The 26,442-nt window shown below is 73.6% G+C and carries 25 protein-coding genes and 1 riboswitch; of the genes, 13 read left to right on the forward strand and 12 right to left on the reverse strand.

Features of this window, described 5'->3' with window-relative positions:
• Positions 1-212 precede the first annotated feature (212 nt).
• Positions 213-659 carry a hypothetical protein gene (locus ABZT03_RS01415; RefSeq protein WP_356031851.1) on the forward strand — a complete coding sequence of 149 codons (447 nt, stop codon included), beginning with the start codon at positions 213-215 and terminating at the stop codon, positions 657-659.
• 62 nt (positions 660-721) lie between these two features.
• Here ABZT03_RS01415 and ABZT03_RS01420 read toward each other — a convergent pair whose 3' ends face one another.
• Positions 722-1,354: a hypothetical protein gene (locus tag ABZT03_RS01420; protein ID WP_356031853.1), complete on the reverse strand. Its 633-nt coding sequence runs from the start codon at positions 1,352-1,354 to the stop codon at positions 722-724.
• Positions 1,355-1,506: 152 nt separating this feature from the next.
• Between ABZT03_RS01420 and ABZT03_RS01425 the strand changes: the two genes are divergently transcribed.
• On the forward strand, positions 1,507-2,853 hold the full coding sequence (locus ABZT03_RS01425; protein ID WP_356031856.1) for a polysaccharide lyase family 1 protein: 1,347 nt from the start codon (positions 1,507-1,509) through the stop codon (positions 2,851-2,853).
• Between the two features lie 53 nt (positions 2,854-2,906).
• Here the strand turns inward: ABZT03_RS01425 and ABZT03_RS01430 are convergent, their stop codons facing one another.
• The gene (locus ABZT03_RS01430; protein WP_356031970.1) at positions 2,907-3,305 is read right to left on the reverse strand and encodes a phospholipase D-like domain-containing protein; all 399 of its coding nucleotides are present in this window, start codon (positions 3,303-3,305) and stop codon (positions 2,907-2,909) included.
• A 329-nt stretch (positions 3,306-3,634) separates the two neighbouring features.
• Here ABZT03_RS01430 and ABZT03_RS01435 point away from each other — a divergent pair, with 329 nt between their 5' ends.
• Positions 3,635-4,510, forward strand: a complete 876-nt coding sequence (locus tag ABZT03_RS01435; protein ID WP_356031859.1) for a helix-turn-helix transcriptional regulator — start codon at positions 3,635-3,637, stop codon at positions 4,508-4,510.
• Complete coding sequence (locus ABZT03_RS01440; protein ID WP_356031862.1) at positions 4,507-4,716, forward strand: DUF397 domain-containing protein; 210 nt, start codon at positions 4,507-4,509, stop codon at positions 4,714-4,716. The genes ABZT03_RS01435 and ABZT03_RS01440 overlap by 4 nt, the downstream gene beginning before the upstream one ends.
• A gap of 61 nt (positions 4,717-4,777) precedes the next feature.
• On the opposite strand, the gene metG is transcribed toward ABZT03_RS01440, so the two are convergent.
• The 4 genes from metG to ABZT03_RS01460 form a co-directional block, all read right to left on the reverse strand.
• Positions 4,778-6,394: a methionine--tRNA ligase gene (gene metG / locus ABZT03_RS01445; RefSeq protein ID WP_356031866.1), complete on the reverse strand. Its 1,617-nt coding sequence runs from the start codon at positions 6,392-6,394 to the stop codon at positions 4,778-4,780.
• A 103-nt stretch (positions 6,395-6,497) separates the two neighbouring features.
• On the reverse strand, positions 6,498-8,000 hold the full coding sequence (locus ABZT03_RS01450; RefSeq protein ID WP_356031868.1) for a VWA domain-containing protein: 1,503 nt from the start codon (positions 7,998-8,000) through the stop codon (positions 6,498-6,500).
• A 248-nt stretch (positions 8,001-8,248) separates the two neighbouring features.
• Complete coding sequence (locus ABZT03_RS01455; RefSeq protein ID WP_356031972.1) at positions 8,249-9,163, reverse strand: endonuclease/exonuclease/phosphatase family protein; 915 nt, start codon at positions 9,161-9,163, stop codon at positions 8,249-8,251.
• 117 nt (positions 9,164-9,280) lie between these two features.
• Complete coding sequence (locus ABZT03_RS01460) at positions 9,281-10,231, reverse strand: hypothetical protein (protein ID WP_356031871.1); 951 nt, start codon at positions 10,229-10,231, stop codon at positions 9,281-9,283.
• 179 nt (positions 10,232-10,410) lie between these two features.
• Between ABZT03_RS01460 and ABZT03_RS01465 the strand changes: the two genes are divergently transcribed.
• The gene (locus tag ABZT03_RS01465) at positions 10,411-10,962 is read left to right on the forward strand and encodes an SH3 domain-containing protein (protein ID WP_356031873.1); all 552 of its coding nucleotides are present in this window, start codon (positions 10,411-10,413) and stop codon (positions 10,960-10,962) included.
• A gap of 113 nt (positions 10,963-11,075) precedes the next feature.
• On the opposite strand, the gene ABZT03_RS01470 is transcribed toward ABZT03_RS01465, so the two are convergent.
• Positions 11,076-11,525 carry a hypothetical protein gene (locus ABZT03_RS01470; protein ID WP_356031876.1) on the reverse strand — a complete coding sequence of 150 codons (450 nt, stop codon included), beginning with the start codon at positions 11,523-11,525 and terminating at the stop codon, positions 11,076-11,078.
• 331 nt (positions 11,526-11,856) lie between these two features.
• On the opposite strand from ABZT03_RS01470, the gene ABZT03_RS01475 reads away from it, so the two are divergent.
• Positions 11,857-13,032, forward strand: coding sequence for a PP2C family protein-serine/threonine phosphatase (locus ABZT03_RS01475; protein WP_356031975.1), 1,176 nt, complete (start codon positions 11,857-11,859; stop codon positions 13,030-13,032).
• A gap of 153 nt (positions 13,033-13,185) precedes the next feature.
• On the forward strand, positions 13,186-14,331 hold the full coding sequence (locus ABZT03_RS01480) for a hypothetical protein (protein WP_356031879.1): 1,146 nt from the start codon (positions 13,186-13,188) through the stop codon (positions 14,329-14,331).
• Positions 14,332-14,594: 263 nt separating this feature from the next.
• Here the strand turns inward: ABZT03_RS01480 and ABZT03_RS01485 are convergent, their stop codons facing one another.
• Positions 14,595-15,833 (reverse strand): amidohydrolase, encoded by a 1,239-nt coding sequence (locus ABZT03_RS01485; RefSeq protein WP_356031881.1) that lies wholly within the window; start codon positions 15,831-15,833, stop codon positions 14,595-14,597.
• A 93-nt stretch (positions 15,834-15,926) separates the two neighbouring features.
• Positions 15,927-16,082, reverse strand: coding sequence for a hypothetical protein (locus ABZT03_RS01490; protein WP_356031982.1), 156 nt, complete (start codon positions 16,080-16,082; stop codon positions 15,927-15,929).
• Between the two features lie 242 nt (positions 16,083-16,324).
• On the opposite strand from ABZT03_RS01490, the gene ABZT03_RS01495 reads away from it, so the two are divergent.
• From ABZT03_RS01495 to ABZT03_RS01505, 3 genes are all read left to right on the forward strand, one after another.
• Complete coding sequence (locus tag ABZT03_RS01495; protein ID WP_356031884.1) at positions 16,325-17,668, forward strand: tetratricopeptide repeat protein; 1,344 nt, start codon at positions 16,325-16,327, stop codon at positions 17,666-17,668.
• 426 nt (positions 17,669-18,094) lie between these two features.
• A complete protein-coding gene (locus ABZT03_RS01500; protein WP_356031977.1) occupies positions 18,095-18,793 on the forward strand; it encodes a GAF and ANTAR domain-containing protein in 699 nt (232 codons plus the stop codon).
• A 117-nt stretch (positions 18,794-18,910) separates the two neighbouring features.
• Positions 18,911-19,648 carry a GAF and ANTAR domain-containing protein gene (locus ABZT03_RS01505; protein WP_356031886.1) on the forward strand — a complete coding sequence of 246 codons (738 nt, stop codon included), beginning with the start codon at positions 18,911-18,913 and terminating at the stop codon, positions 19,646-19,648.
• A 16-nt stretch (positions 19,649-19,664) separates the two neighbouring features.
• Here ABZT03_RS01505 and ABZT03_RS01510 read toward each other — a convergent pair whose 3' ends face one another.
• Positions 19,665-20,426: a hypothetical protein gene (locus tag ABZT03_RS01510; protein ID WP_356031888.1), complete on the reverse strand. Its 762-nt coding sequence runs from the start codon at positions 20,424-20,426 to the stop codon at positions 19,665-19,667.
• 252 nt (positions 20,427-20,678) lie between these two features.
• On the opposite strand from ABZT03_RS01510, the gene ABZT03_RS01515 reads away from it, so the two are divergent.
• Entirely contained in the window at positions 20,679-21,641 is a 963-nt protein-coding gene (locus ABZT03_RS01515) for a nucleoside hydrolase (RefSeq protein ID WP_356031890.1), read from the forward strand.
• A gap of 27 nt (positions 21,642-21,668) precedes the next feature.
• On the opposite strand, the gene ABZT03_RS01520 is transcribed toward ABZT03_RS01515, so the two are convergent.
• Positions 21,669-22,775 (reverse strand): HoxN/HupN/NixA family nickel/cobalt transporter, encoded by a 1,107-nt coding sequence (locus ABZT03_RS01520; protein WP_356031893.1) that lies wholly within the window; start codon positions 22,773-22,775, stop codon positions 21,669-21,671.
• A 27-nt stretch (positions 22,776-22,802) separates the two neighbouring features.
• Positions 22,803-23,045, reverse strand: a riboswitch (cobalamin riboswitch).
• A 79-nt stretch (positions 23,046-23,124) separates the two neighbouring features.
• Here ABZT03_RS01520 and ABZT03_RS01525 point away from each other — a divergent pair.
• Entirely contained in the window at positions 23,125-23,475 is a 351-nt protein-coding gene (locus tag ABZT03_RS01525; RefSeq protein ID WP_356031895.1) for a metalloregulator ArsR/SmtB family transcription factor, read from the forward strand.
• An 80-nt stretch (positions 23,476-23,555) separates the two neighbouring features.
• On the opposite strand, the gene ABZT03_RS01530 is transcribed toward ABZT03_RS01525, so the two are convergent.
• Complete coding sequence (locus ABZT03_RS01530; RefSeq protein WP_356031898.1) at positions 23,556-24,476, reverse strand: LAETG motif-containing sortase-dependent surface protein; 921 nt, start codon at positions 24,474-24,476, stop codon at positions 23,556-23,558.
• A 287-nt stretch (positions 24,477-24,763) separates the two neighbouring features.
• On the opposite strand from ABZT03_RS01530, the gene ABZT03_RS01535 reads away from it, so the two are divergent.
• Entirely contained in the window at positions 24,764-26,425 is a 1,662-nt protein-coding gene (locus ABZT03_RS01535) for a glycoside hydrolase family 13 protein (protein WP_356031900.1), read from the forward strand.
• The last annotated feature ends 17 nt before the right edge of the window (positions 26,426-26,442 follow it).

Genomic DNA, 26,442 nt, shown 5'->3' on the forward strand with positions numbered 1-26,442 from the left:
GCGGCTGAACGGGGGAAGAACGGCGTGGGCTGTGGAAGCGGGGGTACTCGGCGCAGGACATCCCGCTTCCACGGCCCGTCGTCCGCTCCCGGTGACCTCACCGGCGACGCACAGCGGTCCTGGGGGCGAGAGCACAACGGCCCGTCGTCCCATGGGAGTACGGGGTCACGGGACCGCTGCCCGCCCCGGATCGCCACGCAGGGGAGGAAACCATGGGGTTCACGCTCGTGCTCGCCGTACTGCTCGTCGGCGGGGCGGTGTTCGCGGTCGTCGCTCAGCGGCGGCACCACAGCCGTACCCTGTCCGGCCTGGACGCGGAGGTCGAGGCGAACCGGTGGCTCGTACGGCTGGGCGGCGGTCTCCTTCCGTCCGACGTACGGGCCTGGGCGGCGGCGGACGAGGACGCGGCCCGCGCCCTGACGGAGGCGGCGGAGTGCCACCGCGAGGCCGGGGAGCGGCTGGCGGCGGCCCGGACGGCGGCGGACTACGACGGGGTGACGCGGACGGCGCGGGAGGGACTGCGCCATCTGGGCGTGGCCCGCTCGGCCCTGGCGACCGCCCCTGCCGCCGCGCCGCCCGAGCCCTCGGCGCTAGGTGGAGCACGAGCGAGGAACCCCCGGCAGGCGCCGGGTGCCGCGGCATCGGCCACCCCGGGCTGACAGCGGAAGGCCACCGGGCTGACACCGGAGGGCCCGGGGGGAAGGCCGCCGGCGTCACACGGTCAGCCCGCGCTGTCGCCGCCCGCAGGCTTCCGGGTGCGGCGGCGCAGGAACGGGCCGATACGGATCACGGCGCGCCGCTCGATGCCGGCGACCCGGCGCTCGACGGCGGCGAGCTGCTTGCGCGCGGCCTCCAGCTCCGCCCGCATGGCGTCGAGCTGTGGGCGGCGCTGGATGCTCGGGAGCTTCTCCGCCGTGCGCAGCCGGACGCGGAGTTCCCTGGTCGACCGCACCCGCTTCTCCGCCTGGAGCCGCAGCTCGGCTTCGGTCGTCGTGATCCGCTCGCGCAGCCGGCTCAGGCGGTAGCGCGTCTGCCCGTCGTCCGAGCGGTCCCAGACGGGCATCGACGCGGGCAGGTCCAGCGTGGCGAGGCGGGCGTCGAAGGCGGCGCCGCCGTCACCGTGGGTGTAGGTGTTCTGCGGGCCGTTGCGGTCCAGGAACGCGGTGATCCGCTCGAACCGCTCGCCGTGGCCCTTGATCATCGCCGAGAAACCGGCGTCGTCGTCCAGGTCGCGCGGGTCGGTGTCGGCGGGCAGTTCACTCTTCAGGTGGCCGGCCGTGAGTTCGCCGCGGACGCCGATGGAGGCGGAGCGGTCGAGGACGGCGTACGCGAAGCGGCGGACCGAGGCGGCCATCGGCGTGAGCCCGGGCGCGGGAGGTGGGGGCGCGGGACCCGTGGAAGCGCGCGGCAACCTTTCAAGGGGCCGCGGCCACTGAGGAGTTGTGGGCGCCGTTCAGCGGAGCCGCACACCTCGCACGTGATCCACCGGAACGTAAGGACTCCCCCGTGGCAACCCCCTCCCACCGCCGGTCCCTCCGCTCGCGGCGCCTCCTCGTCGTCTCCGCCGCCGTCGTGGCCGCAGGGGCCGGCGCGGCCACCCTCGTCATGAACGCGAACGCCGGTGGCGTCGACCTGTACCGCCAGACGCTGGCCGCCAAGGACGGCTGGGCGTCCTCGGGTGCGGGTACGACCGGCGGCGCGACAGCCGACATCGCGCACGTGTTCACCGTCAGCACCCGCGCGCAGCTCGTGAAGGCGCTGGGTTCCGTGTCGGACACCGCGCCCCGGATCATCAAGGTCAAGGGCACGATCGACGCCAACACCGACGACTCGGGCAGGAAGCTGACCTGCGCGGACTACTCCGCCGGCACGGGCTACTCGCTGTCCGCCTACCTCAAGGCGTACGACCCCGCCTCCTACGGCACCTCGAAGCTGCCGTCCGGCACCCAGGAGAAGGCCCGCGCCGCCGCCCAGTCCAAGCAGGCGAAGAACATCGTCTTCAAGGTGCCGGCCAACACCAGCGTCGTGGGCGTGCCCGGCACGAAGGCCGGGATCACCGGCGGCATGCTCCAGGTGCAGAACGTGGACAACGTCATCGTCCGCAACCTCGCCTTCTCCGCCACCGAGGACTGCTTTCCGCAGTGGGACCCGACGGACGGCGACGACGGCAACTGGAACTCAGACTACGACTCGCTCACCCTGCGCGGCGCGACCCATGTCTGGGCCGACCACAACTCGTTCACCGACGCCGCGCACTTCGACAGGGCCAACCCGAAGTACTACGGCCGCGAGTACCAGATCCACGACGGCGCCCTCGACATCACCAAGGGCTCGGACCTGGTGACCGTCGAGCGCAACCAGTTCACCAACCACGACAAGACGATGCTGATCGGCAGCAGTGACACCGACAGCACCGGCAAGCTGCGGGTCTCCATCCACCACAACGTGTGGAAGGGCATCGTGCAGCGCGCTCCGCTGGCCCGCATCGGCCAGGTCCACATCTACGACAACGTCTACGACACGACGACGCTGAACGGCTACGCCCCGCTCTACAGCATCAACTCCCGCGCCAGGGCCCAGGTCGTCGCGGAGGACAACTACTGGAAGGTGCCGAGCGGAGCGAAGCTCGCCAGGCTCCTCAGCGGAGACGGGACCGGCTCGGTCGCGGGCCGCGGCAACCTGGTCAACGGCACGGCCACCGACCTCGTCGCCGCGTACAACGCCGCGTCCTCGAAGAAGCTGAGGACGACCGTCAACTGGACGCCGACCCTCACCGCGGGCCTGACCTCGGCGAAGAACCTCCCGGCGGAACTGGCGACGACGACCGGAGCGGCTGTCCTCACCGCCTCCTGACCCCCCATACGGCCGGCGGCCCGGTGTCATCCTGTCCCGGGCCGCCGGCCTCCTCATGTCGGCGGAGCTTCTCTTCGCCCGTGTCGGGCGGGGCGCATGATGTTGTTCTCGAGTTTCAGAAGCCAGCGGAAATGGTCGACGAGCGATTCCACCAGGTGCGGATCCCGCAACACGACACCCAGTTCGATGTTGTCGGACAAGGCCCGGTCTGTGAGGTTGGCGCTGCCCAGTAGTGCGGTATGCCGGTCGGCGACGACGAGTTCGGCGTGAGCGGCGAGGGCTGGAACGCGGAACGTGACCTGTCCGGTGCCGAACTGTGGGAGTGGAGGCCGCAGAAGGAGCCGGGGTGCGGATGCGGCGGGTGTCGACGTTCGTGGTCCGGCCGGAGTAACGGCCGCCCGCCTACGGTGAGCGGTCGTTCCGGTCGGGGAGTCTGCGGGCTGCCGCCTCAGCGGTCAGTTCTCGAAGAGGTCCTTGGCTGTTGGGGAGGTGACGGCGCGCCGGAGCCAGCGACTCAGGGTCTCCAGGTCTCCGCAGCCGGTGATGCGCTCCCGGGTCTCCTCAGGGACGTCGATGCCACGCGCCGCCGAGGACGGCCAGGACGTCCTCGGCGGCGCGGCGCGTCTCGCCCTCGGCCCGGACCTCCTCGAAGAGGGGCGACTTGTGACGACGCCGATGCGTAGGGTGACTGTCCGGGGCTTGTCCACTGTTGTCCGGGCTGTCGGAGGGGGCTCCACGGGTGCGGGCGTCGCGGCACTGCGGGACGACTAAGGGGTGCGGCATGTCGGTGGACGGCGAGGTACGGCGACTCAGGACCGAGGCGGACGAGCCGGGGTGGGAGGTGGACCCGGACGACGAGTGGGGGGTGGCCGTCATCACCACGGTGGGGCGGCAGTTGAGGTTGCGGCGGGAGGCGGTGGGCATGCGGGCCGCCGACTTCGGGGTGGCCGTCGGCTACGGCGAGGACCTCGTCTACAAGATCGAGGGCGGGAAGCGGATCCCCCGGCAGGAGTACCTGGACAAAGCCGACGCGGTGTTGGGCGCGGGTGGGCTCATCGCGGCGGCCTGGGAGGACGTGAAGAAGGTCCGGTATCCGAAGAAGGTTCGGGAACTGGGCAAGCTGGAGGGGCAGGCCGTCGAGATCGGTCTGTACGAGTGCCACATCATCCCCGGGTTGTTGCAGACCTCGGAGCACGCGCGATCCGTGATCGGGGCGGCGCAGCCGCCGTACTCGCCGGACGATGTGGAGCGCATGGTGGCCGCTCGTCTGGCCCGGCAGTCGGTCTTCGAACGCTCACCGGCGCCGGCGCTCAGCTTCGTCCTGGAAGAGGGGGTCGTACGGCGACCCATCGGGGGCACAATGGCCTGGCGTCAGCAGCTTGAACGTCTGCTGGAGGTGGGGCGGTTGCACAACGTCGTGCTCCAGGTGATGCCGATGAACTGCGACACCCATTCCGGTCTGGACGGTCGCATCGAGCTGCTGAAGTTTCCGGACGGCACCGCCGTGGGGCGCTCGGACGGGGCGTTCAACGGCCGCCCGACCTCCGAACCCAAACACCTGCGCATCCTTGAGCTGCGGTATGGCACCATCCGGGCTCAGGCGCTCTCGCCAGGGGAGTCGCTGGCCGTCATCGAACATCTGCTGGGAGAAACATGATCCACAAGACCACTTCCGGGGACACCTCCGAGCTGGCGTGGTTCAAGAGCAGCTACAGCGGCGGCAACGACGGCAACTCCTGCGTGGAGCTCGCCCTGACTCCCGGCACCGTCCACGTCCGCGACTCCAAGAACGTCGCGGGTCCCCGGCTCGCGCTGGCCTCCGGCGCCTGGGCGCGCTTCGTCGCGTACGCCTCGGAACGCTGATCCCCCGAAGTACGGGCACGCCCGGTCGGCGTGCCCGTACCCCTCGTTTCGCCGTACGGAGTTACGCGGTCGGCTTCTCCTCCAGGCGGGGGAACAGGACCGCGCCCTTGGTGATCGTGGAGCCGGCCGGGAGGCGGCCCCAGTCGGCCGCTTCCCCGACGCGCTGGTCCGCGAGGGCGCCCAGGGACGCCTCCGCGCCCAGGGAGTCCCACAGCTTCTGCGAGGTGTCCGGCATCACCGGGTTGAGCAGGACGGCCAGTCCGCGCAGGGACTCGGCGGCCGTGTAGAGGATCGTGGCCAGCCGGGCCCTGCCCTCGGGGCTGTCGTCCTTGGCCACCTTCCACGGCTCCTGCTCCGTGATGTAGCCGTTGACCTGCTTGACGAAGTCGAAGACGGCCAGGATGCCGCCCTGGAAGTCCAGCTCCTCGCCGATCTTCCGGTCGGCCTCGGCGGCCGCCTTCGCCAGGCCGTCGTGCAGCGCCTTCTCGGCGTCGCCGTCGGCGGCGGACTCCGGCAGGGCGCCGCCGAAGTACTTGCCGACCATCGCCGCCACGCGGGACGCGAGGTTGCCGTAGTCGTTCGCCAGCTCGCTCGTGTAGCGGGCGGAGAAGTCCTCCCACGAGAAGGAGCCGTCCTGGCCGAAGGCGATGGCCCGCAGGAAGTACCAGCGGTACGCGTCCACGCCGAAGTGCGAGGTCAGGTCCTGCGGCTTGATGCCGGTCAGGTTCGACTTCGACATCTTCTCGCCGCCGACCATCAGCCAGCCGTTCGCGGCGACCTTCCCCGGCAGCGGCAGGCCCTGCGCCATCAGCATCGCGGGCCAGATCACCGCGTGGAAGCGCAGGATGTCCTTGCCGACCAGGTGGACGTCGGCCGGGAACGTGGACTCGAACTTCTCCTGGTTCTCGTTGTAGCCGACCGCGGTCGCGTAGTTCAGCAGCGCGTCGACCCACACGTAGATCACGTGCTTCTGGTCCCACGGGATCGGGATGCCCCAGTCGAACGTCGAGCGGGAGATCGACAGGTCCTGGAGCCCCTGGCGGACGAAGTTCAGCACCTCGTTGCGTGCGGACTCGGGCTGGATGAAGCCGGGGTTCGCCTCGTAATGGGCGAGGAGCTTGTCGCCGTACTCGCTCAGCTTGAAGAAGTAGTTCTCCTCGCTGAGGATCTCCACCGGCGTCTTGTGGATCGGGCAGAGCTTCTGACCGGCGAACTGGCCCTCGCCGTCGAGCAGCTCGCCCGGCAGCTTGTACTCCTCGCAGCCGACGCAGTACGGGCCCTCGTAGCCGCCCTTGTAGATCTCGTCCTTGTCGTACAGGTCCTGCACGAACTCCTGGACGCGGTCGGTGTGCCGCTTCTGCGTGGTGCGGATGAAGTCGTCGTTCGCGATCTCCAGGTGCTCCCACAGGGGGCGCCAGGACTCGTCGACGAGCTTGTCGGCCCACTGCTGCGGGCTGACGCCGTTCGCCTCCGCGGTGCGCATGATCTTCTGACCGTGCTCGTCCGTGCCGGTGAGGTACCACACCTTCTCGCCGCGCTGACGGTGCCAGCGGGTGAGCACGTCGCCTGCGACGGTCGTGTAGGCGTGGCCCAGGTGAGGAGCGTCGTTGACGTAGTAAATGGGGGTGGTGACGTAGTACGCCTTTCCACCCTGCTTCTCGGATCCAGTGGCCGCCATGGTCGAAATCCTACTGGCCCCGCGCAGATCGTCTCACCTGCGTTTCGGGGGGTGGACCCGTGTGCCGGTCCACCCCCCGAACAGCTCTCGCACCACCCGGGTGCTACGGCCGCCAGTTCGCCAGGACGCCCTCGTACAGCTCCGTGTCCGTCAGCTCCAGCGGGGTCGGGCCCGCGTGGAAGAAGGACGTGTTGCCCGTCCTGAGCTTGCGGAGGTAGTCGAACGCCTTGTTGTCCTGCTCGCCGAAGGCCACGAAGGAGAAGAACACCGAGGGGTGCTTCTTCGCGGCGTCCGTGAGGGACTGGGTCGCCGGGGTCTTCGCGTCCGGGGCGCCGTCCGTCTGGAAGATCACCAGGGCGGGGGTGGCGGCGTCCGCCGACTTCCGGTGGTGCGCGAGGACCTCCTCCACGGCCACGTGATAGCTCGTACGGCCCATGCGGCCGAGGGAGGCGTGCAGCTCGTCGATCTTGTTCTCGTGGTCGGCGGGGGTGAGGTCGGCGGTGCCGTCCAGTTCCGTCGAGAAGAAGACGACGTGGACGGTCGCCGTGTCCCCGGGGTCGAGGTGGGCGGCCAGCGCGAGGGTCTGGTCGGCCAGGGCCTGGGCGGAGCCGTCCTTGTAGTACGCGCGCATGCTCGCGGAGCGGTCGAGGACGAGGTAGACCTTGGCCTTGGTACCCGTGAGGTCGGTGTTCTTCAGGGTGGTGGCGGCGGCGGTGTAGGCGGTGGTCAGGCCCGGGGGGACGGGGGAGGCGTCTGTGACGCCCGCTGTCCGGGGTGCGGCCTCGGCTTCGCCGTCGGCCTTGGTGTTCCCGCCCGCACCACCCGTGCTGCTTTCGTCGTCAGCTGCGGGTGGCCCCTGTGGGGCGTCCTCGCCGTCGGCGGCCGCGGGTGCCTCGGCCTCGACCTCGACCTCGGCCTCGGGCTCTGCGGCCGGCTCGGGAGCCACCTCGGCCACCGGCTCAGCGGCCGGCTCGGGCTCGGTGACCGGCTCCGGCTCCGTGGCAGCCTCGGGCTCGGTGACCGGCTCCGGCTCCGTGGCAGCCTCGGGTTCCGGTTCGGCGGCGGGCTCGGGCTCGATGGTGGCGGCCACCGGCTCCGGCTCAGCGGCCGGCTCCGGCTCCGTGGCAGCCTCGGGTTCCGGTTCGGCGGCGGGCTCGGGCTCGGGCTCGATGGTGGCGGCCACCGGCTCCGGTTCCGTCGCGGCCACCGGTTCTGCGGCCGGCTCGGGTTCCGTCGTGGCCACCGGCTCCGGGGCGGGTGCGGTGGTGGCCTTCGGCTCCGGCTCCGGGGCGGGTGCGGTGGTGGCCTCCGGCTCCGGCTCCGGAGGGTTTGCCTCCGTCTTCGGTGCCTTCGCCGTCACCGGTGCCTTCGGCTGGGCGGGCACGTTGTCGAATGCCGCTGTGACGAGGTCGTGCTCGTCGTCGTCCATCGCGGACGTGCGGGGCTCGGGGACCGTCGCCGTCGGTGTGGGGCGCGGTTCCGGGGACGGGGAGGGGACGGTCGGCTGCGGTGCCGGCGAAGGGGTGCTTTCCGCACCCTCCGCGTCGGCGGCACGCCCCTTGCGTGACCTGCCGAACGCGTTCCGCAGGGAGGTGAGAATGCCCATGTGCGCAACCCTTCGAGTGAGTTGAAGCCCGTCAATCCCTGGCCAGGACGGACACGTAAGGTTAGCGGCCCCGAAGGGTGATCTTCGGCAGGGGCAAGATGTGACTGGCGGCCCGTGTCAACACCGCCTCGGACCCCGGCAGTTCACTCCTCTTTCACCAGGTCGCCGCGCCCCCGCGCCCCCCCGCCCCTACTTTCAAATTCATGCCAAGGGCACGCAATGGGAAGGTAAAGTGCGGGAGTTTCCGGTCATCCCTTGGCGTGCAGGCTGAGGTCCACCAGCAGCGCGCGGTGGTCGGTGTGGGGGAAGTCCAGGAAGCGGGCGTCGCGCGCGGCGAACCGGGATGAGACGAGGACGTGGTCGATCTGCGCGCCGAGCGTGGGGGCGGTGCGGGCCGGCCAGCTGGGCACGCGGTCGGCTCCGCACAGCCGGGCGGCGTCACGCAGTCCCGTGTCGAGGACGCGGCGGAAGACGGCGTGGTCCTGGGAGGCGTTGAAGTCGCCGGCCAGGACGGTGGGCGTCCTGCGGTCGGCGGCGGCGTAGTCGCGCAGTGCCCCGAGTTCCCGGCGCCACAGGCCGAGCTGACCCGGCAACGGGGGCATGGGGTGCGCGAGTTGCAGCCGTACGGCATGACCGCGCACGTCTGCGACGGCCCCGGGCATGCCCATGGTGCCGGGCACGCCCGCCGCGGCCCGCAGCGGGAAGCGGCTGAGGATCACCGAGCCCTTGGAGCCGCCGCCCTCGACAGCCCGGCGGTGCGGGTAGTCCCTGCCGAGAGCCCGCTTCAGCCGTGCCTCGCAGGTGTACTCGCACTCCTCGACGAACACCAGGTCCGGTCGCTCCCGGCGGACCGCGGCGGCGAGCGGGCCGGCGGCCCGCCCGAACTCGACGTTCGAGGTCAGCACGCGCAGTTCGGCGACGGCGGGCCCGGACGGCTCGCCGGCCCTGCCGTACGGCTCGATGAACCACGCGAGGAGACCGAGCAGCACCACTCCCCACACCAGCCCGGCCCACCAGCGGGCCAGCAGCCCGGCGAGCAGCCCGAGGCCGGTGGGGACGAGCAGCCAGGGCAGGAACGCGAGCAGCTGCGGTACGGGGGTGATGCCGTCGGTGTCGGCGGCCCGGCAGCCGACGACCGCGCTCACCCCGGCGAACAGCGCCACGGCGCACCCGACTTTGGCCCGCCGCCCGCGCGGACCGCCGGGGTGCGCCCGTACGGCCGTCGTCGCAGTGTCCACGTCCCGGCCCTCCGCTCACGGATCGGATGACCGCATCCTCCCTCAGACGCGGGGTGGCGGGCCCGAGTGCTGCGGGGTGAGGGCCGGGGGGACGACGGTGGCCGGCCGGGGCCGCGGACGCCGGAGGAGGTGGCCGTAGCGACCGCTGAGCCAGGCGGCCAGCGCCACGGCCAGGCCGAGGGCGACCAGCAGCCAGGACACCGTGCGCAGGGTGGCGGTGAGGGCGTCGTAGACGGCTCCCGCGGCCGGCTGGTGGGCCGCGTCGGGCAGGTCGGCGAGGGTGAGGCTGCGGCCGACCCGGACGGCGAGGGCGAGCAGGCCGCCGCCGAGGGCGGTGCCGAGCGCGGTGGCCGTGACCGCGCGGCGGCGGCAGGTGGCGACGGCGATCCCGGCCACCGCGAGGGCCGCCGCGGCGAGTGGGAGCCAGAAACCGGCGACGTCGAGCACGTGGTATCCCTTCCTGAGCCGGACCAGGTCCTGGGCCGGGAGCACGGCGACCTCGGTGTGCTCGACCGGGATGCGGCCGGCCAACGGCATGTGGTCGTAGGCGAGTCGGACCTTGACCTGGGCGGTGACGGGGGCGAGGTCGACGGTCACCGCGCGCGGGGCGGCGCCCTCGTCCTCGTCCCGCAGCGCGCGCAGCACGGCGTCGTGGACGGCCCGGTTGGCCGCGTCCCACGCCGTGCGGAAAGCCTCGGTCCGGGTGAAGGAGCGCACCGCGTCGTGCACGAAGGGGCGCACGGTGGCGCGCGTCGGGCCGGCGTCCAGCCGGTCGCCCACCTGCTGCATGATGCCGGCCCCCACCGTGTCCACGACGGCGTCGCGCACGTCCGGGTCGGTGGCCAGCGGCGCCATCGTGGTGACGTAGCGGGTCGTGTCGGTGAGCCCGTACGCCGCCCAGGCGGCCAGGGTGCCGAACGGCAGCAACAGGCAGGACAGGGCGATCAGTACGGCCGACAGGGCGCTCCGGGTTCGTGCGGGTCGAGGTGCCACGCTGTCAGGCAACGTCCGGGCGGCGGCCGGCGCGAGCGGGGGTACTGCATTCGGGCGCACCCGGCAAGCCGAACGGGCGGTCACCGCCACGGCCCCCGGCACGACCGGGCACTCCGCTCTCCGGTGGAGGGTTCACCCGAACGGGTGTTACCTGGTTCTGGGGAGAAGGAGGTCGATTCATGCGCACCACTGTGGCCCTGCGCGCCGTCGCCGCGGCCCTGCTCGCCGGCGGCGGTCTCGTCGCCGCCGGAGCGGGTACCTCCGCGTCGGCCGCGACCGCACCGTCGTACGCGGAAGGAAACGGTGACGGCGGATCAGGCTCCGTCCCGGGCACCGTCGTCTCCGGCACCGCGCTCCACGTGAGGGCGGAGCCCACCACCCGGTCGGCGACCGTCGACCGGCTCGCACCCGGCAGTCAGGACCGCGTCCAGTGCAAGGTGCGCGGACAGCGCGTCGAGGGCAATCCGTACTGGTACTGGCTCGTCGGCGCACAGGGCTGGGCGAGCGCCGCGTTCGTGGACACCGGCGGCACGCGGGTGGCGCCCTGTGCCGACCCGTGTCCGCAGTGGAAGAACGGCTCCTGGTCCAACGCCGACCACAACGACCCCGCCTGGAGCCGGCCCTGGGCCGTCTCGGGCTCCTTCTCCTGGAGCTTCTCGGGCTCGTGGAACTTCACCGTGGCGTCCGGAGCCTCGTCGGACGGCTGGGGCACGCTGCCCGTCGTCTGGTGAGTGGAGGGATGAGGGAAACGTGTGGGCCCCGGCCGACCCCGCCGGGGCCCACACGTGAACGCCCCACCGGCGCGGCCCAGGGGCACGGCCGGTGAGGCGTTCCTGAGAGCCGGTCAGCGGATGCGGTTGCCCGCTCCGTCCTCGCGTGTGTAGTAGCGGTAGAAGAAGACGCCGAAGACGCCCGCGGTGACCACCGCTCCCAGCGCCACCGACCGCAGCACGCTCTCGCCGCTCTGGTTGTAGAGGAAGCCCACGGACGCGCCGGCGAAGGCCGACTTCGTCAGCGAGTGCAGTTCGCGCTTGAGCAGCGGGGCCCACCGCGCCACCGCGAGGCACAGCACGATGAACGCGAGCGCCGTGACGAAGCCGAACAGGATGTTCCAGCCGGTGACGGGCCCGCCGCCGCGCCGGTTGGCCGCGGCCCAGTAGCCGTAGACGAGTCCGAGGACGACGGGCACGCCCACCTCCGCCGCCCGGTGGACCCGCTCGTCGAAGATGTCGGGCGTCCGGATCGGACGGATCTGCCGGGTCGCCCCGCGGGACCTGGGTGCCGCATGAGCCATGAGAGCACTCCTCTCTCCTCGCCCCCGTCTTCCAGAGCACACCTGGCGGCAGGCCCTGGCAAGTCGGCGGACACGGTGTTTCCGCCCGGGTGCGAGCCGTCCCGGCCCGTGATTCGCTGGGGATCATGAAGCCCGTACGCCCCGGCGCGCCCGGCACCCGAGGAGAGGCGGCACAGGCGGTCACCGAAGACGTCGCGGTACGCGGCCGTCCGACGCCGGCCGCGCGCCCGGGCCCGGCCTCGTGAGCGGTCGCCGCGCGGGGCCCGCCGGTGACGACGGGCGCCGCGGGCTCGTCGCCCGGCTGCCGCGCAGGGCCCGCGCGGACGCCCGGGTGGCCGGCCAGCAACTGCTGCGGGTCAGGGGCCGCAGTGTCGCCTGGGTGCCGCCGCTGCTGCTGCTGTGCGGTATCGCCCTGATCGACCTCGACACCGGCGGAGAGTTCCGCACCATCACCTGGATCGTGCTGGTGCCCGGCATCGCCGCCGCGATCTGCGGGGTGTGGGGCACGGCCGCCTTCGCCGTGCTCGCGCTCGTCACGTACGTCCTCGCCGACAGCGCCTGGCCGAACCAGTACCAGACCGGCCTGCCCGACTTCATCCTGGTCGCCGTGGGCGGCGTCCTGGCCGTCCTCGCCTGCGTGGTCCGCCTGCGCGGCGAGCGCCGGCTGCTGCACATGCGGGACATCGCCGAGACCACCCGCCGTACCGTGCTGCGCCCCCTGCCGCCCGGCTGGGGCGGCCTCGACCACGCGGCCGTGTACCTCGCCGCGGACAGCGAGGCCCGGGTCGGCGGCGACTTCTACGACATCCAGCCCGGCCCGCACGGCACCCGCGTCCTCGTCGGCGACGTCCAGGGCAAGGGCCTCGGCGCTGTGGAGGCGGCGGCCGCGCTGCTCGGCACCTTCCGCGAGGCGGCCTACCACGAGGCGGAACTGGGGACCGTCGCCCGGCGGCTGGAGATCCGGATGCGGCGGCACGGCCTGCACTGCACCGCTCTCGGCCGCGACGACGGCGACCGCTTCGCCACCGCCCTCCTGCTGGGCTTCCCCGTACCGGAGGCCCGCGCCGCCGACCACGTCGAGATCGTCAACTTCGGCCACGAGCCGCCGCTGCGGGTCGGCGCCGGAGGGGTCCGCGCCCTGCCCGCCGGTGACGGACTCCCCCTCGGCCTCGGCGATCTGACCGGCTCGCTCCGGACGCCGCCCACCCTGCGGGTCCCCCTCGCCCCGGGCGACACGCTGCTGCTGACCACGGACGGCGTGACCGAGGCGCGGGACGGCGACGGCCGCTTCTACGCCCTGGCCGACCGGGTCGCCGAGGCCGTCGCCGCCGACGCCCGCACCGCAGCGCCGGACCGCCTGGTCGCCCTCGTCCGGGACGGCACCCTCCGGCACTGCGCCGGCCGCCTCGGCGACGACACCACGGTCTTCGCGGTCCGCAGGAGCGAGCCCCGCCCGGCGGCCGACCCGCATCCCGCACCCCAACTGCCCCACTCCCGAGGCCCGTAGCCGCCCGCCGGACCGAACCAAAGCCGCACCAGTGGTCGAACCGGTGGGCGGGGCGGGGCCGAGTGGGGGGCTTCTCCGTGCTGGCACCCTGCTTTGCAGCCGCACCCGTTACGGTGCTGCCATACGTGATCGACGGGGGATGGGGAGGGACCGATGCCCGGGACCGTGCTGCTGCTCGCCGCCTCACCGGCGGGCAAGGGGTGTCTGGTGGACGCGGCGTCCGTGCTCCCCGTCCTCGCCGCGGTCCCGCCGGCCGTGCTGTCCGGCACCGACACCGCGAACGTCGTCGAACTCGTCGACCCGCTGGAGCCGCAGGCCGTCCTGACCCGGTTGCGGGCGGCCGCGGCGGCCCCCGGCCCGCTGACCGTCTTCGTCACCGGGCAGCTCCAGCTCGACCGGCGCCAGCGGCTGCCGCACCTCGCGCTGGCCCGCACCACACCGGCCTCGGTCCGCTACACCGCGCTGCCCTGGCACTGGGTCCGGGAGGAACTGCGGCTGCGGTCCCCGGGCACCACCACGCTGTTCCTCGATCTGCGCGCCGACCCGGAGACCTGGGAGTGGCTGCGCGCCAACCCGCTCGACTCGGGCCGCGGCAACGCGGTCTACGGGCGGATCGGGCCGCCGCCCGCCCGGCGCACGGTGGCGGTCCCCTCGTACATGAAGGCGGTCGCGACGATCCTGCGCAGCGGGCACCGGCCGCCGCTGGAGCAACTCCACGAGCACGCCTCGGCACGGCTCGGCGTGGAGGGCTACGCGGACCTGGTGCTGACGGCGCCGTCCGCCGCCGGAGGCTTCGCCGCCGGACCCGCGCGGGCGCCCGCGGCCCCGCACCGGGCACCGGCCCCGCGCACGCCGGCGGCGGACGGCCCGCGGGACACCGATCCGCACGCGGCCATCTCCGCCGCGGTCGCCGCGGAGCGGCACACCGACGCCGACGCCCTGGCCGCGCACCACGAGCAGGCCGCCGCGCACGCCCACGGTCCTGCCTCCGAGGAGGCCCTGCACTGGACCGAGGTCCGCGCGGACCTCGCGATGCTCGCCGGGGACCCGGCGCGCAGCTGCCGCGCCTGGCTCGCGGTGGCCACCGCGCGGCTGTCGGCGGGGCAGGCGCCGGACGCGCCCGGTGTGGAGACGGCCGTGGACCGGGCCCACCACCAGTGGGGGCTGATCGGCGACCCGGCCCGGGCCCGCGAACTCGGCCTCGCACTGGCCGAGTTGCGCCTGCGGGTGCCGGGCCGCAGACAGGGGGCGCTGGACCACGTACGGCGTCAGCTACGGCAACTCCAGACCCAGGGCTGACCGGTCGGCCGGTGCGCGGAGCCGGTCGGTGGGCTGGGGGCAGGGCTGGTCGTGTCGGCTGGGGGCAGGGCTGACCGGCCGGGCGCTGAGCAGGGTTGGTCGGCAGGGCGCTGGGCTGGTCGGGTCGGGCGCACGCGGGGCCCGATCAGCCGGACTGGCGCCGGGCTGGTCGGTCGGGGCGCACGCACGGTTGGTCGGCAGGGCGCTGGGCCGGTCGGTCGGCCGCACGCGGGGCCCGATCAGCGGGACGGGTGCCGGGTCGATCAGCCGGTCAGGTACGCCAGCGCGCCCGACACCAGCGTCCGCACGCCCGGCGCCACCGTCGACAGGTCGGGGGCGAAGTGGGGGCTGTGGTTGCCGGGGACCGCGGCGAGCTTCTCCCCCAGGTCCTCGCCGGGCGCCGCGTCCCACACCTGGGCCGGGGTGCTGGTCACGAACCAGTAGGAGTACGGCAGCCCTCCCTCGGCCAGGTGCGAGAAGTCCTCGCTGGCCATCGCCGGGCCCGGGTCGAGGACCGTGCCGGCGCCGAACACCTCGCCGTGCACGGCGGCCACCCGCCGGTCGGTCTCCGGGTCGTTGACGGTGAGCGGGAAGGAGTCGCCGACCAGGATCTCCGGCTCGCGCGGACAGCCGGCCGCCGCGCACTCGCCCGCCGCGATCCGCCGTACCGCCGCGATCATGCGCGCGCGGACCGCCTCCGACCGGGTGCGGATGTTCAGCCAGACACGTGCCTCGCCGGGGATGATGTTGGGCCGTGCACCCGCCTCGATGCGGCCGACGGTCAGCACGGCCGCCTCACCGGCGGCGATCTCGCGCGAGACGACGGTCTGCAGCCGGGTCACCAGGAACGCGGCCGTCACCACCGGGTCGACCACCGACTCAGGCCGGGAGCCGTGCCCGCCCACCCCGTGCACCAGGATCTCGATGTCGGTGGAGGCGGAGAGGATCAGGCCCGGTGTGTGGCCGTACAGCCCGGCGGGACCGGGCACGGCGTGCTGGCCGAGCAGTACGTCGGGGCGCGGGACCCGTTCGTACAGCCCGTCGGCGACCATGCGGGCGGCTCCCCGCCCGGTCTCCTCGGCGGGCTGCCCCACCAGCACCAGCGTGCCCGACCAGGCGTCGCGTCCGGCGGCCAGCGCGTCCGCCGCGCCCGCCAGCCAGGTCACGTGCAGGTCGTGTCCGCAGGCGTGCATCAGCCCGGGCGTCAGCGAGGCGTACGGCAGCCCGGTCTCCTCCTGGACGGGCAGCGCGTCCATGTCGGCGCGCAGCAGCACGACCGGCCCGTCACCGTTGCGCAGCACCCCGGCGACGCCGGTGCCGCCGATGCCGTCCGTGGTCTCGTACCCGGCGGCGCGCAGGCGTTCGGCGAGTTTTCCGGCGGTGCGGTACTCACCGAGGGACAGTTCGGGATGGCGGTGCAGGTCGCGGTAGAAGTCCTCCAGGGCGGGGACCGGGAGGCCGGCGGTGAGGTCCAGCGCGGTGCGGGCGGCGGGAGAGGTCACGGGGGCAGCGTACGCGGGGCGTCCGCGCCGGGCGGGACGAGCCCGTCCATGGCCGGGACCGCGGGGTCGCGCCATGGCTACGATGGCGTCACGTCAGCGGCGGGTGGCGGAGGAGGTGCCGGTGGGGCCGGGGAGGCCGTCGCCGGACTGCCCGATCCGCTCGGCCCGCTCGACCCGCGCCCGATGGTGCGGCGAGTTCTCGTCCGCCGCTCTCGTCGGGCCCGCGTTCGCGGCCAGTACCAGGGTCACGACGGCCACCACGGCGGCGGCGGCCCCCCTCGTGTATCGCGTGGTGGTGCTGGGGCGTTCGAGCACGGCGACCTCGCAGCAACGGCAAACGGGCAACGGCAGTGACAACGGCGACGGCAGTGACCACGGTCTTGGCAATGCCCACGGCAACAACAGCGACATTGTGTTAAGCACGTTTAATACGCCGTTTAACCTAGGGGCTCTCGAACCCGAACGGCAAGACCCACAGGGGGAGTTGGCCCATGTCCGACCGAGACGAACCGGGCACCATAGGGCGGCGGGTGCAGCAGTTGCGGGTCGAACGGGGACTGACGCAGAGGCAGCTCGCCGAACCCGCCTACACGCCCGCGTACATCTCCACCCTGGAGTCCGGCCGGGTGCGGCCCTCCGACGAGGCGCTGCGCCATCTCGCCGAGCGGCTCGGCGTGGCCTTCGAGGAACTGGCCACCGGCCGGCCCGCCCACCTCGTCACCGGACTGCGGCTGCGGCTGACCGAGGCGCAGCGCACGCTCGCCACCGGAGAGGCGCAGGAGGCGGCGGAGCAGTACGCGGCGCTGCTCGGCGAGGCCCGGACGCACGGGATCGTCGAGGTGCAGGCGGCCGCGCTGCTCGGGCTCGGCGAGTGCGGGCTCGACACCGGTGAACTCGACGCCGGGCGGGAGTACTTCGAGCAGGCCGAACAGGTCCTCGCCGACGCCCCGCTGCCCGCCCGGGTCCCGGCCCTGCGCGGACGCGCCGTCTCCCACTACCTGGCCGGTGAACTGCGGTACGCCGTCTACCTGTTGGAGTCCACCCTCGACGAGCTCAACCGCGGCGGCCTGCACGATCCCGACGCGCTGCTCCTGCTCTACGCCAGCGTCATCGGGCCCTACATGGACATGGGCGCCCACGCCCGCGCCGCCCAGGCCGCGGAGTTCGCCCTCGCGCTCGCCCCGCAGTCCGGCGACCCGGCGCTGGTCGCCCGGATGCACCGGTCCGTGGCCCGCACCCTGCTCGCCGAGGGCCGCCTCGCGGAGGCCGACGTCTCGCTGGCCAAGGCGTCCGAGCTGTACCGGCAGCTCCAGATCCGGACCGAGCTCGCCAACTGCCACTGGATGCGCGGGTACGTGTACGCGCAGAACGGCGAACTGGAGCGCGCCGAGGCGGAGATGCGCGAGGCCCTCACGATGCTCTCCGCCAAGCGGGCCTCCCTCTACTCCAGCCAGGTCGCCGTGGAACTGGCCGACGTGCTGCGCCGGCGCGGCAAGTCCGAGGAGGCCGCCGAACTGCTGCGGCACGTCCTCAGCGACTTCAGCCCCGAGCGCGGCGCCCTGCACTCCGCCGCCGCGCACCGGCTCCTGGGCATCATCGCCGAGGACGCCCGCGACACCGAGGCCGCCGAGGAGCACTACGTACGGGCGCTGAGCCTCCTGGAGCGGGCGGGCGCCGTCGGCGACCTGGCCGACCTGTGCCGGCTGCTCGGCGACCTGCTGCGCCGCACCGGCCGGGTGGAGGCCGCCCTGGACGCCTACCGCACGGGCCTCGGCCACCGCACGGCCCCCGGCACCACCACCCTCGGCCCGGCCCCGGCCCAGCCCCCGCTGTGAGGACGGGGACGGCCGACGGCCGGGGCGGGTCGCGGGAGTCCCCGCCGCCGGGCACCCCCGGGCCGCCGCTCGAACCGCGCCCCCCCCGGCCCCCGGGCGCGGTGCCATCGGCGATCCCCGTTCGGCGCTCCCCGTAGCCGCGGAGTCCGTTCGCCGCGGCTGTGGCGGACGCGGTTTCGGGGGTGGGGGGACGGGTAGTCGGGTGGGGCCCCTGGGCGGCCCGCCACGAGTCGTGCTCCCAGCTCAGATGAGGGCGCTGCGGGAGTTCACGGACGATGATGGCCGCGCTGATCGAAGGAGGCGGTGGCCGTGCGGCCCAGGGACGACCGCTACGGTTCCCCCGGCGACGACTCCGGCCCGCCCGGCGTACCGGGCGGTGGCGGCCCCGGCCCGCCGGACCGGGAGAACGCCGGTGAGCGCGCCCGGCTGCGGGCCGCCGACGTCATCGCGGAGGGGGTGCGGGGCGCAGGCCCCGCGGAGATGCCCGGCCGGCTGTGCGTGGTGGCGGTCGAGCTGCTGCCGGTGGTGGGCGCGAGCGTCTCGCTGCGCGCCGACGGCATGCCCATCCAGCTGAGCGCGAGCGACGACCAGGCCGCGCATCTGTCGGACGTCCAGGCCACGCTGGGTGACGGTCCCTGCACGTACGCCGCCGCGATCGGCGCCCCCGTTCTCGCCTCCGACCTGACCAACGGCCGGGACGCCCGCCGCTGGCCGGTCTTCGCCCAGCAGGCGACGGCCGTCGGCGTGCAGGCGGTGTACTCCATCCCGCTGGGCAACGACGCCGTGTGCGTGGGCACGCTCGACCTGTACCGGGCCACGCCCGGCGGCCTCAGCCATCCCGAACTGCGCACCGCGCTCCTGGTGTCGAGCATCATGACGATGGCCCTGATGGCGCTCCCGCAGGGGGCGGAGAACGGCGCGGAGGGGGAGGAGGCGTGGCTGAGCGGTCTGGCCACCGATCACGACGAGGTCTACCAGGCCGTGGGAATGATCATGGTGCAGTCGGGCATCGGCGCGGACGAGGCGCTGGCGCTGCTGCGCGCCCACGCCTTCGCGCACAACCGGACCGCCCTGGAGCTGGCGCGCGATGTGGTCTCGCACAGGAAGAGGTTCGACCGTGACTAGGCACGCTCCGGCCGGGCAAGGAACCACCGGCCGGGAACCGACCGGCTGGGAAGGGACCGGGCGGGAGACCACCGGACGACCGGCTCACGTGCGGCGTGACGGTGCGAGGAGGCTCGGATGAACCGGGAACTGCGGCTCACCCGCGCCTTCGTGGACCTGGCGGACACGCTCGGCGCGTACTTCGACCCGCTCGACCTGTTCGCCCGGCTCGGCGACCACTGCGTGGCCCTGCTGGAGGTGGACGCGGTGGGCGTGGTGATGGCCGACGCGCGCGGCCGGCTGCGCACGATGGCCGCCTCCGCCGACGACCTGGGCGGCCTGGACGTGCTCCAGGTGCGGCGCGACGAGGGACCCTCCGTCGACTGCTACCGCACCGGCGAGCAGGTCACCGCCGACGACCTGCGGGCCGACGGCCGCTGGCCCGCGTACACCGCCCACGCCCTGGAGTCCGGCTGTCTCACCGTGCACGCCCTGCCGCTGCGGCTGGACGGGACGGCGATCGGCGCGGTGACCCTCGCCAACCGGCGCCGCGAGGCCCTGCCGGACAGCGACCTCGCCGTGGCGCAGGGCCTGAGCGACATCGTCGCGCTCACCCTGACCCACTGGCCCGCCGAGTCCCGGCGCCCGCAGGACCTGCTGACGTCCCTCCAGGCGGCGGTCTCGGCGAAGGCGACCGTCGAACTCGCCAAGGGCCTGCTGGCGGAGTACGCGGACGTCTCCCTCGGCGAGGCGCTGGACATCCTGCGCCGCCACGCGGAGAACACGGGGACCACTCTCACCGCGGTGGCCCGCCGGCTGGCCGAGCGCACCATGGAACCGGCGGCCCTGTTCCAGCGGGCAGCGGGGCGTCCCTGAGCCGCCCCGCCGCGGCTCACACCTCCAGCCGGGCCTGTCTGCGGACGTCCGTCAGCCGCTGCGCCCCCAGTTGTACGACCGCCGCCGTGACGTCCGCCGAGACGTTGCCGAGGCCGCCGTTGGTCAGGACGATCACGTCGTCGCCGACCCGGACGGCGGCCAGGTCCACGGTGAGGGTGGTCGGCTCGCCGTCGGCGCTCTCGCCGGCCAGCGTGATCCGCAGACCCTCCCGGGCGTCCCCGACGGCCGGCAGCGCCGCGTCGGCCACCCGCGCCCCCTGCACGGCACCCCCGGCCGACGCGGCCGTGAACTGCCCGCACCTGCCCGGCAGCGAGCGCAGCCAGGCCAGGGTGCGGTCCACGTCCGCCGGGTCGTGGGCGAGGACCTGGTAGCGCAACTGGGCCTGGTCCATGGCGTCGTCGAGGCCGGCGACCGCGTGGACGGCGGTCTCGGGGCCGAACACCTCCTCGGTGTAGACGGCGTCGAGCAGCCGCCCGCAGTCGGGCGGGTCGGCCTTCGCCTTGAGCAGCGTGTCCCGCCAGGTCGCGGCGCCCTGCGTCGGCTCCCAGGGCTCCCCCAGATCCGCGGCGGTGACCAGCGCGGCCTCGGCCTGCGCCGTGGTGAGCGCGGCGGCGGACGGGGAGGGCGAGGCGGCGGGGGAGCGGCGGGCCGTGGGCGGGGCGGTGGCCCCCGCCGAGCAGGCGGTGAGCACCGGCAGACCGGCGAGGCACAGGGCCGAGGCGCCCACGAGGAGACGGCGGGCCGGGGGGCGGGTCATCGAGGGGCCTCCTGCGGACGGGTCATCGGGGGCCTCCTGCGCGCGGCGAAGATCCGGTACGGGTGTTCCCACAGCACCACCGCGCCGCTTCCGCCACCAGCGCGACGGTCCGTCCGGGTTACCGGCGCGGGCCCCCGCCCGGCCCGGACGCCCGCCCGCGCCCCCGCGCGGACCACGGGGAGCCCGCCGGGCTGCGTAAGGTCGCTCCCGTAGAGCCCGTGCTGGGACGGTCGTAGGAACAGGAGCCCCGCCGTGAACGGTCAGCCCATCCCGGTGATCATCGACTGCGACACCGGTGTCGACGACGCCCTCGCCCTGCTGTTCGCCGTCCGCCACCCCGGACTCGACGTGCGGGCGATCACCTGCGTGGCCGGGAACACCGACGTGGACGGCGTCGTACGCAACACCCTGACCGTGCTGGAGCAGGCAGGCGCCCCCGGCATCCCGGTCGCGCGAGGCGCCGAGCGCCCGCTGATCGAGCCGGTGCGCACGGCCCGGCACGTGCACGGGCAGGACGGCATGGGCGACCTCGGGCTGCCCGCGCCGACCCGCGTGCCGGTGGACGTGGACGCGGTGACGCTGCTGCGCCGCGAGATCCTCGCCTGCCCGCGTCCGGTCACCCTCATCCCGACGGCCCCGCTGACGAACATCGCGCTGCTGCTCAGGACGCATCCGGAGGTGGTGCGCAACATCGAGCGGATCGTGTTCATGGGTGGCGCGGTCGCGACCGGGAACGCCACCCCGGTCGCCGAGTTCAACGTGTGGCACGACCCGGAGGCGGCCGCCGTCCTGCTCACCGCGGGGGTGCCGATCACCATGTACGGCCTCGACGTGTTCCAGCGGGTCCTGGTCCCGGCCGGGGACGTGCAGCGGCTGCGCGCGAGCGCCGAACCCCGGCTGCGGCTGGCCGGTGAGCTGCTCGCCCACCGCGACCCGGCCACCTCCGGCGACCCCACCCCGACGGGTGGTCTCGGCGACGCGGGCGCGGTGTGCGCCGTCGTCGACCCGGCGGGGCTGACCACCGAACGCCTGCCGGTGGAGGTCGCGCTGGCCCCGGGCCCGACCCGCGGCCAGACCCTCGTCGACCGCCGTCCGCGCCCCGGCGAGTCCGAGATCCACGAGGGCGTACGGGAACAGACCCTGGTGGACGTCGGCCTCGGCGTGGACGTGGAGCGGTACGTGAAGCTGTGGCTGACGACGGTCGAGGGCCCGTAGGCCACGACCGGGGCGGCCCGGCCGGGCTCAGCTGCCGTCCGCCGGCCGTACCGCCCAGCGCTGCTCCACCTTGGCGACCTTCCAGTACGTCACGGCCGCCGCCCACACCACGACGAACAGGCCGACGATGACGTAGCCGACGTTGTCCAGGTCGAGGCCGGCGATCCAGCCGCTGAGGTCGTCGCGCAGGTCGAGCTTCTCGTGCAGGACGCCGACCAGTTCGATGGTGCCGATGAAGAACGCGACGGCGATGGACAGCCCGGTGATGGTCAGGTTGTAGAACACCTTGCGCACGGGGTTGGAGAAGGCCCACTGGTAGGCGAAGTTCATGAAGGTGCCGTCGAGGGTGTCGAACAGGCTCATTCCGGCGGCGAACAGCAGCGGCAGGCACAGGATCGCGTACCAGGGCAGGCCGGCCGCCGCGCCCGAGCCGGCCATCACCATCAGCGTGACCTCGGTGGCGGTGTCGAAGCCCAGACCGAAGAGGAAACCGAGCGGGAACATCTGCCCGGGGCGGGTGATGGATCTGGTGAGCCGGCCCAGGATGCGGTTCATGAACCCCCGCGAATCCAGGTGCTGTTCGAGCTCCCGCTCGTCGTAGGTGCCCGCGCGCATCGCCCTGAAGACCTTCAGGATGCCGAGCAGGGCGACCAGGTTGAGGGCGGCGATCAGGTAGAGGAACGTCCCCGAGATCGTCGTCCCCATGAAGCCGAGGGCCTGGTGGGTGCGCGAGCCCTCGTTCATGACCCGGCCGGCGAGCTGGGTGCCGCCCGCGATCAGCGCGGCGAGCAGGACCACCACGCTGGAGTGGCCGAGCGCGAACCAGAAGCCCACCGACACCGGCCGCTTGCCGTCGGCCATCAGCTTGCGGGTGGTGTTGTCGATGGCGGCGATGTGGTCGGCGTCGAAGGCGTGCCGCATGCCGAGGGTGTAGGCGGTGACGCCGAGGCCGACGCCGAACGCCCTGGTGCCGACCTCGTAGTGCTCCGGCACCACCAGCAGGAACAGGATCCCGAAGGCGACGACGTGCAGGACGGCCACGGCCGTCAGCAGGCCGGCGGTCTTGACGGTGTCCTCCCGGCGCCACCTGAAGGACGCGGGTCCGGACGCCTGGGCAGGCTCGGGCAGGGTCATGCGGTCACGCTCCAGCACCTCGTGGATCACTTCGTGAGATGCCGTGGCCGGTCTCCTGGCTTACGGGTACCTCCCGCCCGACCGAAGCCGGGAGCGTAGGAGGGTCTGCGCCGCCGGCCCGCCTTCCCGGTCACCCTGCGGCGACCAGTGGCTGTCCCTCGCGGGACGGTGGGCCGGAAACTCCCCGATCACAGTGGCGAGGGCCGCTCCGGCATGGACCTTTGAGGGGTCGTCACCGGATTCCCGAGCACCACGGCCCGACCACCGTAGGGCGGCGGGCGCTCCGCTGCATAGCTGCGCACCTGCGCAGGTATGGAAGATCACATGGCGGGCCTGCGAGGATGGCGCCATGCATCTCGTCCCGGCCGACCGCGCGGACCGGCGCACCATCGACGGCCACCGGGTGTGCGACGCCATCGCCGCCATCGGTGAACCCGGCCATGTCCGCGCCTGGGCCGACCGCTTCGCGCTGCTCGGGGAGCCCCGGCGGCTCGCCCTGCTGCTGGCCCTGCACCGCACCGGACCGCTCGCCGTGTCCGACCTCGCGATCGCGACGGGGATGAACGACCCCGCCGTCTCGCAGGCGCTCAGGCTGCTGCGGGCGGCGGGGGTCGTCGAGGGCGAGAAGGAGGGCCGGATCGTGCGCTACCGGCTGGTCGACGCGACAGTCGCCACCCTGCTCGACCAGGCCGCCCCCTAGTTCTCAGCCGCGCGCGTGACCTTCAGCCCCTCCCGCGTCCGAGGAGCCGGGGTCCAGGGGGCCGAGCCCCCTGGAAGGGTTCACGCACCCGTGCTCCGACGCCGACGCGTCGCGATCACCAGACCCGCGCCGCCGGCGAGCAGGACCGCCGCCCCGATCGCGATCGGCCCCGTCGTGCTGCTCGCACCGGTCTCGGCGAGGTCACCGCCGCCACCGTCGGGCGTGGTGGCCGGCGCGGTGGTGGCGGGCACCGGGGTGTCGCCCCCGCTCGACGGCGTCTCGTCGGCCGGCGGCGTGGACTCCCGCGCGGGCTGCGAGGGCTCGGAGGATCCCGGGGCCGCCGGGGTCGGCGTCGGCGTGGACGGCGTCTGGGACGGGGCCGTCGTGCAGTCCTTCGTGCCGCCGTTCCAGGCCGCGATCAGCTTGTCCTTGATGACCGGGTGGTCGGGGCCCTTGGGCAGGTCGCCGTGGTCGAAGCCGTCCTTCGCGTCGAGTTGGCCGTCGAACTTCACCGCGCCCCGGTACAGGTCGATCTGCGCGAAGCAGCCCGCGTCCGGCACGGCGATGTCGAGGGACTCGGTCCGGCCCGGCTCGACCGTCACGCTGTCGAAGTCGACGAAGACCTGTTCGCCGGAGGTGCGGAAGCTGGACCCGTGGGCGAGGTAGGACGCCAGGGAGGCGGTGCAGGTGGTGGCGTCCCCGGCGGTACGGACCTTGATGTGGACCTTGCCGTCGTCGGTGGGCCGCAGGTTCTGGTCGTCGACCTTCACGGAGTCGTAGAAGTTCGAGCCGTCCAGCGAGAACTGGCAGCGGTCGGTCTCCGTGATCGTGCCCGCGCCCGAACCCGGCCGGTAGCCGTCGGCGGACCTCCAGCCGTCACCGCCGGGCGTGCCGGTGGCGAAGGCGCCGGAGGCGGCGGCGACGGAGGCGGTACAGAGGGCGAGCGTCGCGGCGCCCGTCCCCAGCAGGCGGCGCACGGTGACACGTCTCGCTATGGACATGCGTATCCCATCTTGGCGTGTGCGGGGGGTGAATAACCCGAAGAAACACTGGGCTCATAGGTCACATGCGCCACAGCGTGCGGACATCGTGGATCTCCCGGCTCAGGGCTGTCAACCTGCGCCGACACAAAGGGGGTTGAGCCGGCCATCACCATTCCCCCACATAGGGAACAGCTCGCTCCGGGCAGTGGGGAGGCAGGCCGGATGTTCACTTTTCCGGCCAAGTGGACAGGATTCTTGATATCGCCCGCCCGGCATCCGCCCCTACCCGGCACGGAGGAACACGCGTGACCGTTCGCACCACGCCCGACCTCTCCGGCAAGGACCCCGACTGGTGGCGGCAGGCCGTCGTCTACCAGGTCTACCCGCGCAGCTTCGCCGACGCCGACGGCGACGGGCTCGGCGACCTCCGGGGTGTCACCGGGCGCCTGACCCACCTTGCCGCGCTCGGCGTCGACGCGCTGTGGCTCAGCCCCTTCTACCCCTCGGAGCTCGCCGACGGCGGCTACGACGTCGCCGACCACCGCGACGTCGACCCGCGCCTGGGCACCCTCGACGACTTCGCCGCGATGGGCGCCGAGGCCCACCGGCTGGGCCTGAAGGTGATCGTCGACCTGGTGCCGAACCACACCTCGCACCAGCACGCCTGGTTCCAGGAGGCCCTGCGGGCCGGGCCCGGCTCCGCCGCCCGCGACCGGTACGTCTTCCGCGACGGCCGCGGCACGCACGGTGAGCTGCCGCCCACGAACTGGCAGTCCGTGTTCGGCGGCAGCGCCTGGCGCCGGGTGCCGGACGGACAGTGGTACCTGCACCTGTTCGCCCCCCAGCAGCCCGACCTGAACTGGGACAACGAGGAGATCCGCGCCGACTTCCGGACCACCCTGCGGTTCTGGTCCGACCGCGGGGTCGACGGCTTCCGCGTCGACGTCGCGCACGCCCTGGCCAAGGACCTCGGCGAGCCGCTGCGCGACCTCGCCGCCGCGGAGAGCGCCGGCGAGGCCGCGCTCGCCACCCTCCCGCCCGGCACGCACCCCTTCTACGACCGGGACGAGGTGCACGAGATCTACCGCGACTGGCGGACCGTCTTCGACACCTACCGCCCGCCCCGCGCCGCGGTCGCCGAGGCATGGGTGCCGGGCGCCCGGCGCGCGCTGTACGCCCGGCCCGACGAACTCGGCCAGGCCTTCAACTTCGAGTACCTCCAGGCGGGCTGGGACGCGGCCGAACTGCGCCAGGTGATCACCGACTCGCTGGCCACGGCCGCGTCGGCCGGGGCGTCGGCCACCTGGGTCCTGTCCAACCACGACGTCGTCCGGCACGCCTCCCGTCTGATGCTCCCGCCGGGCACCGACGACAACGCCTGGCTGCTGTCCGGCGGCCACGCCCCCGCCGTCGACCCGGTGGCGGGCCTGCGCCGGGCCCGCGCGGCCACCCTGCTGATGCTGGCGCTGCCCGGATCGGCGTACGTCTACCAGGGCGAGGAACTCGGTCTGCCCGAGGTCGCCGACCTGCCCGTCGAGGTCCTCCAGGACCCGATCTGGGAGCAGACGGGCCGGGTCCGCAAGGGGCGCGACGGCTGCCGGGTGCCGCTGCCGTGGACGCGCACGGGGCCGTCGTACGGCTTCGGGGCGGGCGCCGCCTGGCTGCCGCAGCCGGAGAGCTTCGCGGCGTACGCCGTCGAGGCCCAGGACGGGGTCGAGGGCTCGACGCTGGAGCTCTACCGCACGGCCCTGAAGCTGCGCCGCAAGCTGCTCGGTGGGGAGACGCTGACCTGGGCGGACGACGCCCCGCCCGGACTCCTGCGGTTCGCCCGGCACGAGGGCTGGCGCTGTGCGGCGAACCTGTCGGACGAGGCGGTCCCGCTGCCGGCCGGGGAGGTGCTGCTGGCCAGCGGGCCGCTGGAGGGCGGCCTCCTGGGCCCGGACACGACCGTGTGGCTCGGCGGTTAGCCGGGGCCCGCGGGGAC

This window comes from Streptomyces sp. NPDC005574 (assembly GCF_040605435.1).
Taxonomy (GTDB): domain Bacteria; phylum Actinomycetota; class Actinomycetes; order Streptomycetales; family Streptomycetaceae; genus Streptomyces.

Bases quoted from the DNA above. Each gene is read 5' to 3' on its own strand.
- ABZT03_RS01415 (WP_356031851.1), top strand. From the start codon at position 213: ATGGGGTTCACGCTCGTGCTCGCCGTACTGCTCGTCGGCGGGGCGGTG.
- ABZT03_RS01420 (WP_356031853.1), bottom strand. From the start codon at position 1,354: ATGGCCGCCTCGGTCCGCCGCTTCGCGTACGCCGTCCTCGACCGCTCC.
- ABZT03_RS01435 (WP_356031859.1), top strand. From the start codon at position 3,635: ATGTCGGTGGACGGCGAGGTACGGCGACTCAGGACCGAGGCGGACGAG.
- ABZT03_RS01440 (WP_356031862.1), top strand. From the start codon at position 4,507: ATGATCCACAAGACCACTTCCGGGGACACCTCCGAGCTGGCGTGGTTC.
- metG (WP_356031866.1), bottom strand. From the start codon at position 6,394: ATGGCGGCCACTGGATCCGAGAAGCAGGGTGGAAAGGCGTACTACGTC.
- ABZT03_RS01450 (WP_356031868.1), bottom strand. From the start codon at position 8,000: ATGGGCATTCTCACCTCCCTGCGGAACGCGTTCGGCAGGTCACGCAAG.
- ABZT03_RS01465 (WP_356031873.1), top strand. From the start codon at position 10,411: ATGCGCACCACTGTGGCCCTGCGCGCCGTCGCCGCGGCCCTGCTCGCC.
- ABZT03_RS01470 (WP_356031876.1), bottom strand. From the start codon at position 11,525: ATGGCTCATGCGGCACCCAGGTCCCGCGGGGCGACCCGGCAGATCCGT.
- ABZT03_RS01480 (WP_356031879.1), top strand. From the start codon at position 13,186: ATGCCCGGGACCGTGCTGCTGCTCGCCGCCTCACCGGCGGGCAAGGGG.
- ABZT03_RS01495 (WP_356031884.1), top strand. From the start codon at position 16,325: ATGTCCGACCGAGACGAACCGGGCACCATAGGGCGGCGGGTGCAGCAG.
- ABZT03_RS01505 (WP_356031886.1), top strand. From the start codon at position 18,911: ATGAACCGGGAACTGCGGCTCACCCGCGCCTTCGTGGACCTGGCGGAC.
- ABZT03_RS01510 (WP_356031888.1), bottom strand. From the start codon at position 20,426: ATGACCCGCCCCCCGGCCCGCCGTCTCCTCGTGGGCGCCTCGGCCCTG.
- ABZT03_RS01520 (WP_356031893.1), bottom strand. From the start codon at position 22,775: ATGACCCTGCCCGAGCCTGCCCAGGCGTCCGGACCCGCGTCCTTCAGG.
- ABZT03_RS01525 (WP_356031895.1), top strand. From the start codon at position 23,125: ATGCATCTCGTCCCGGCCGACCGCGCGGACCGGCGCACCATCGACGGC.
- ABZT03_RS01530 (WP_356031898.1), bottom strand. From the start codon at position 24,476: ATGTCCATAGCGAGACGTGTCACCGTGCGCCGCCTGCTGGGGACGGGC.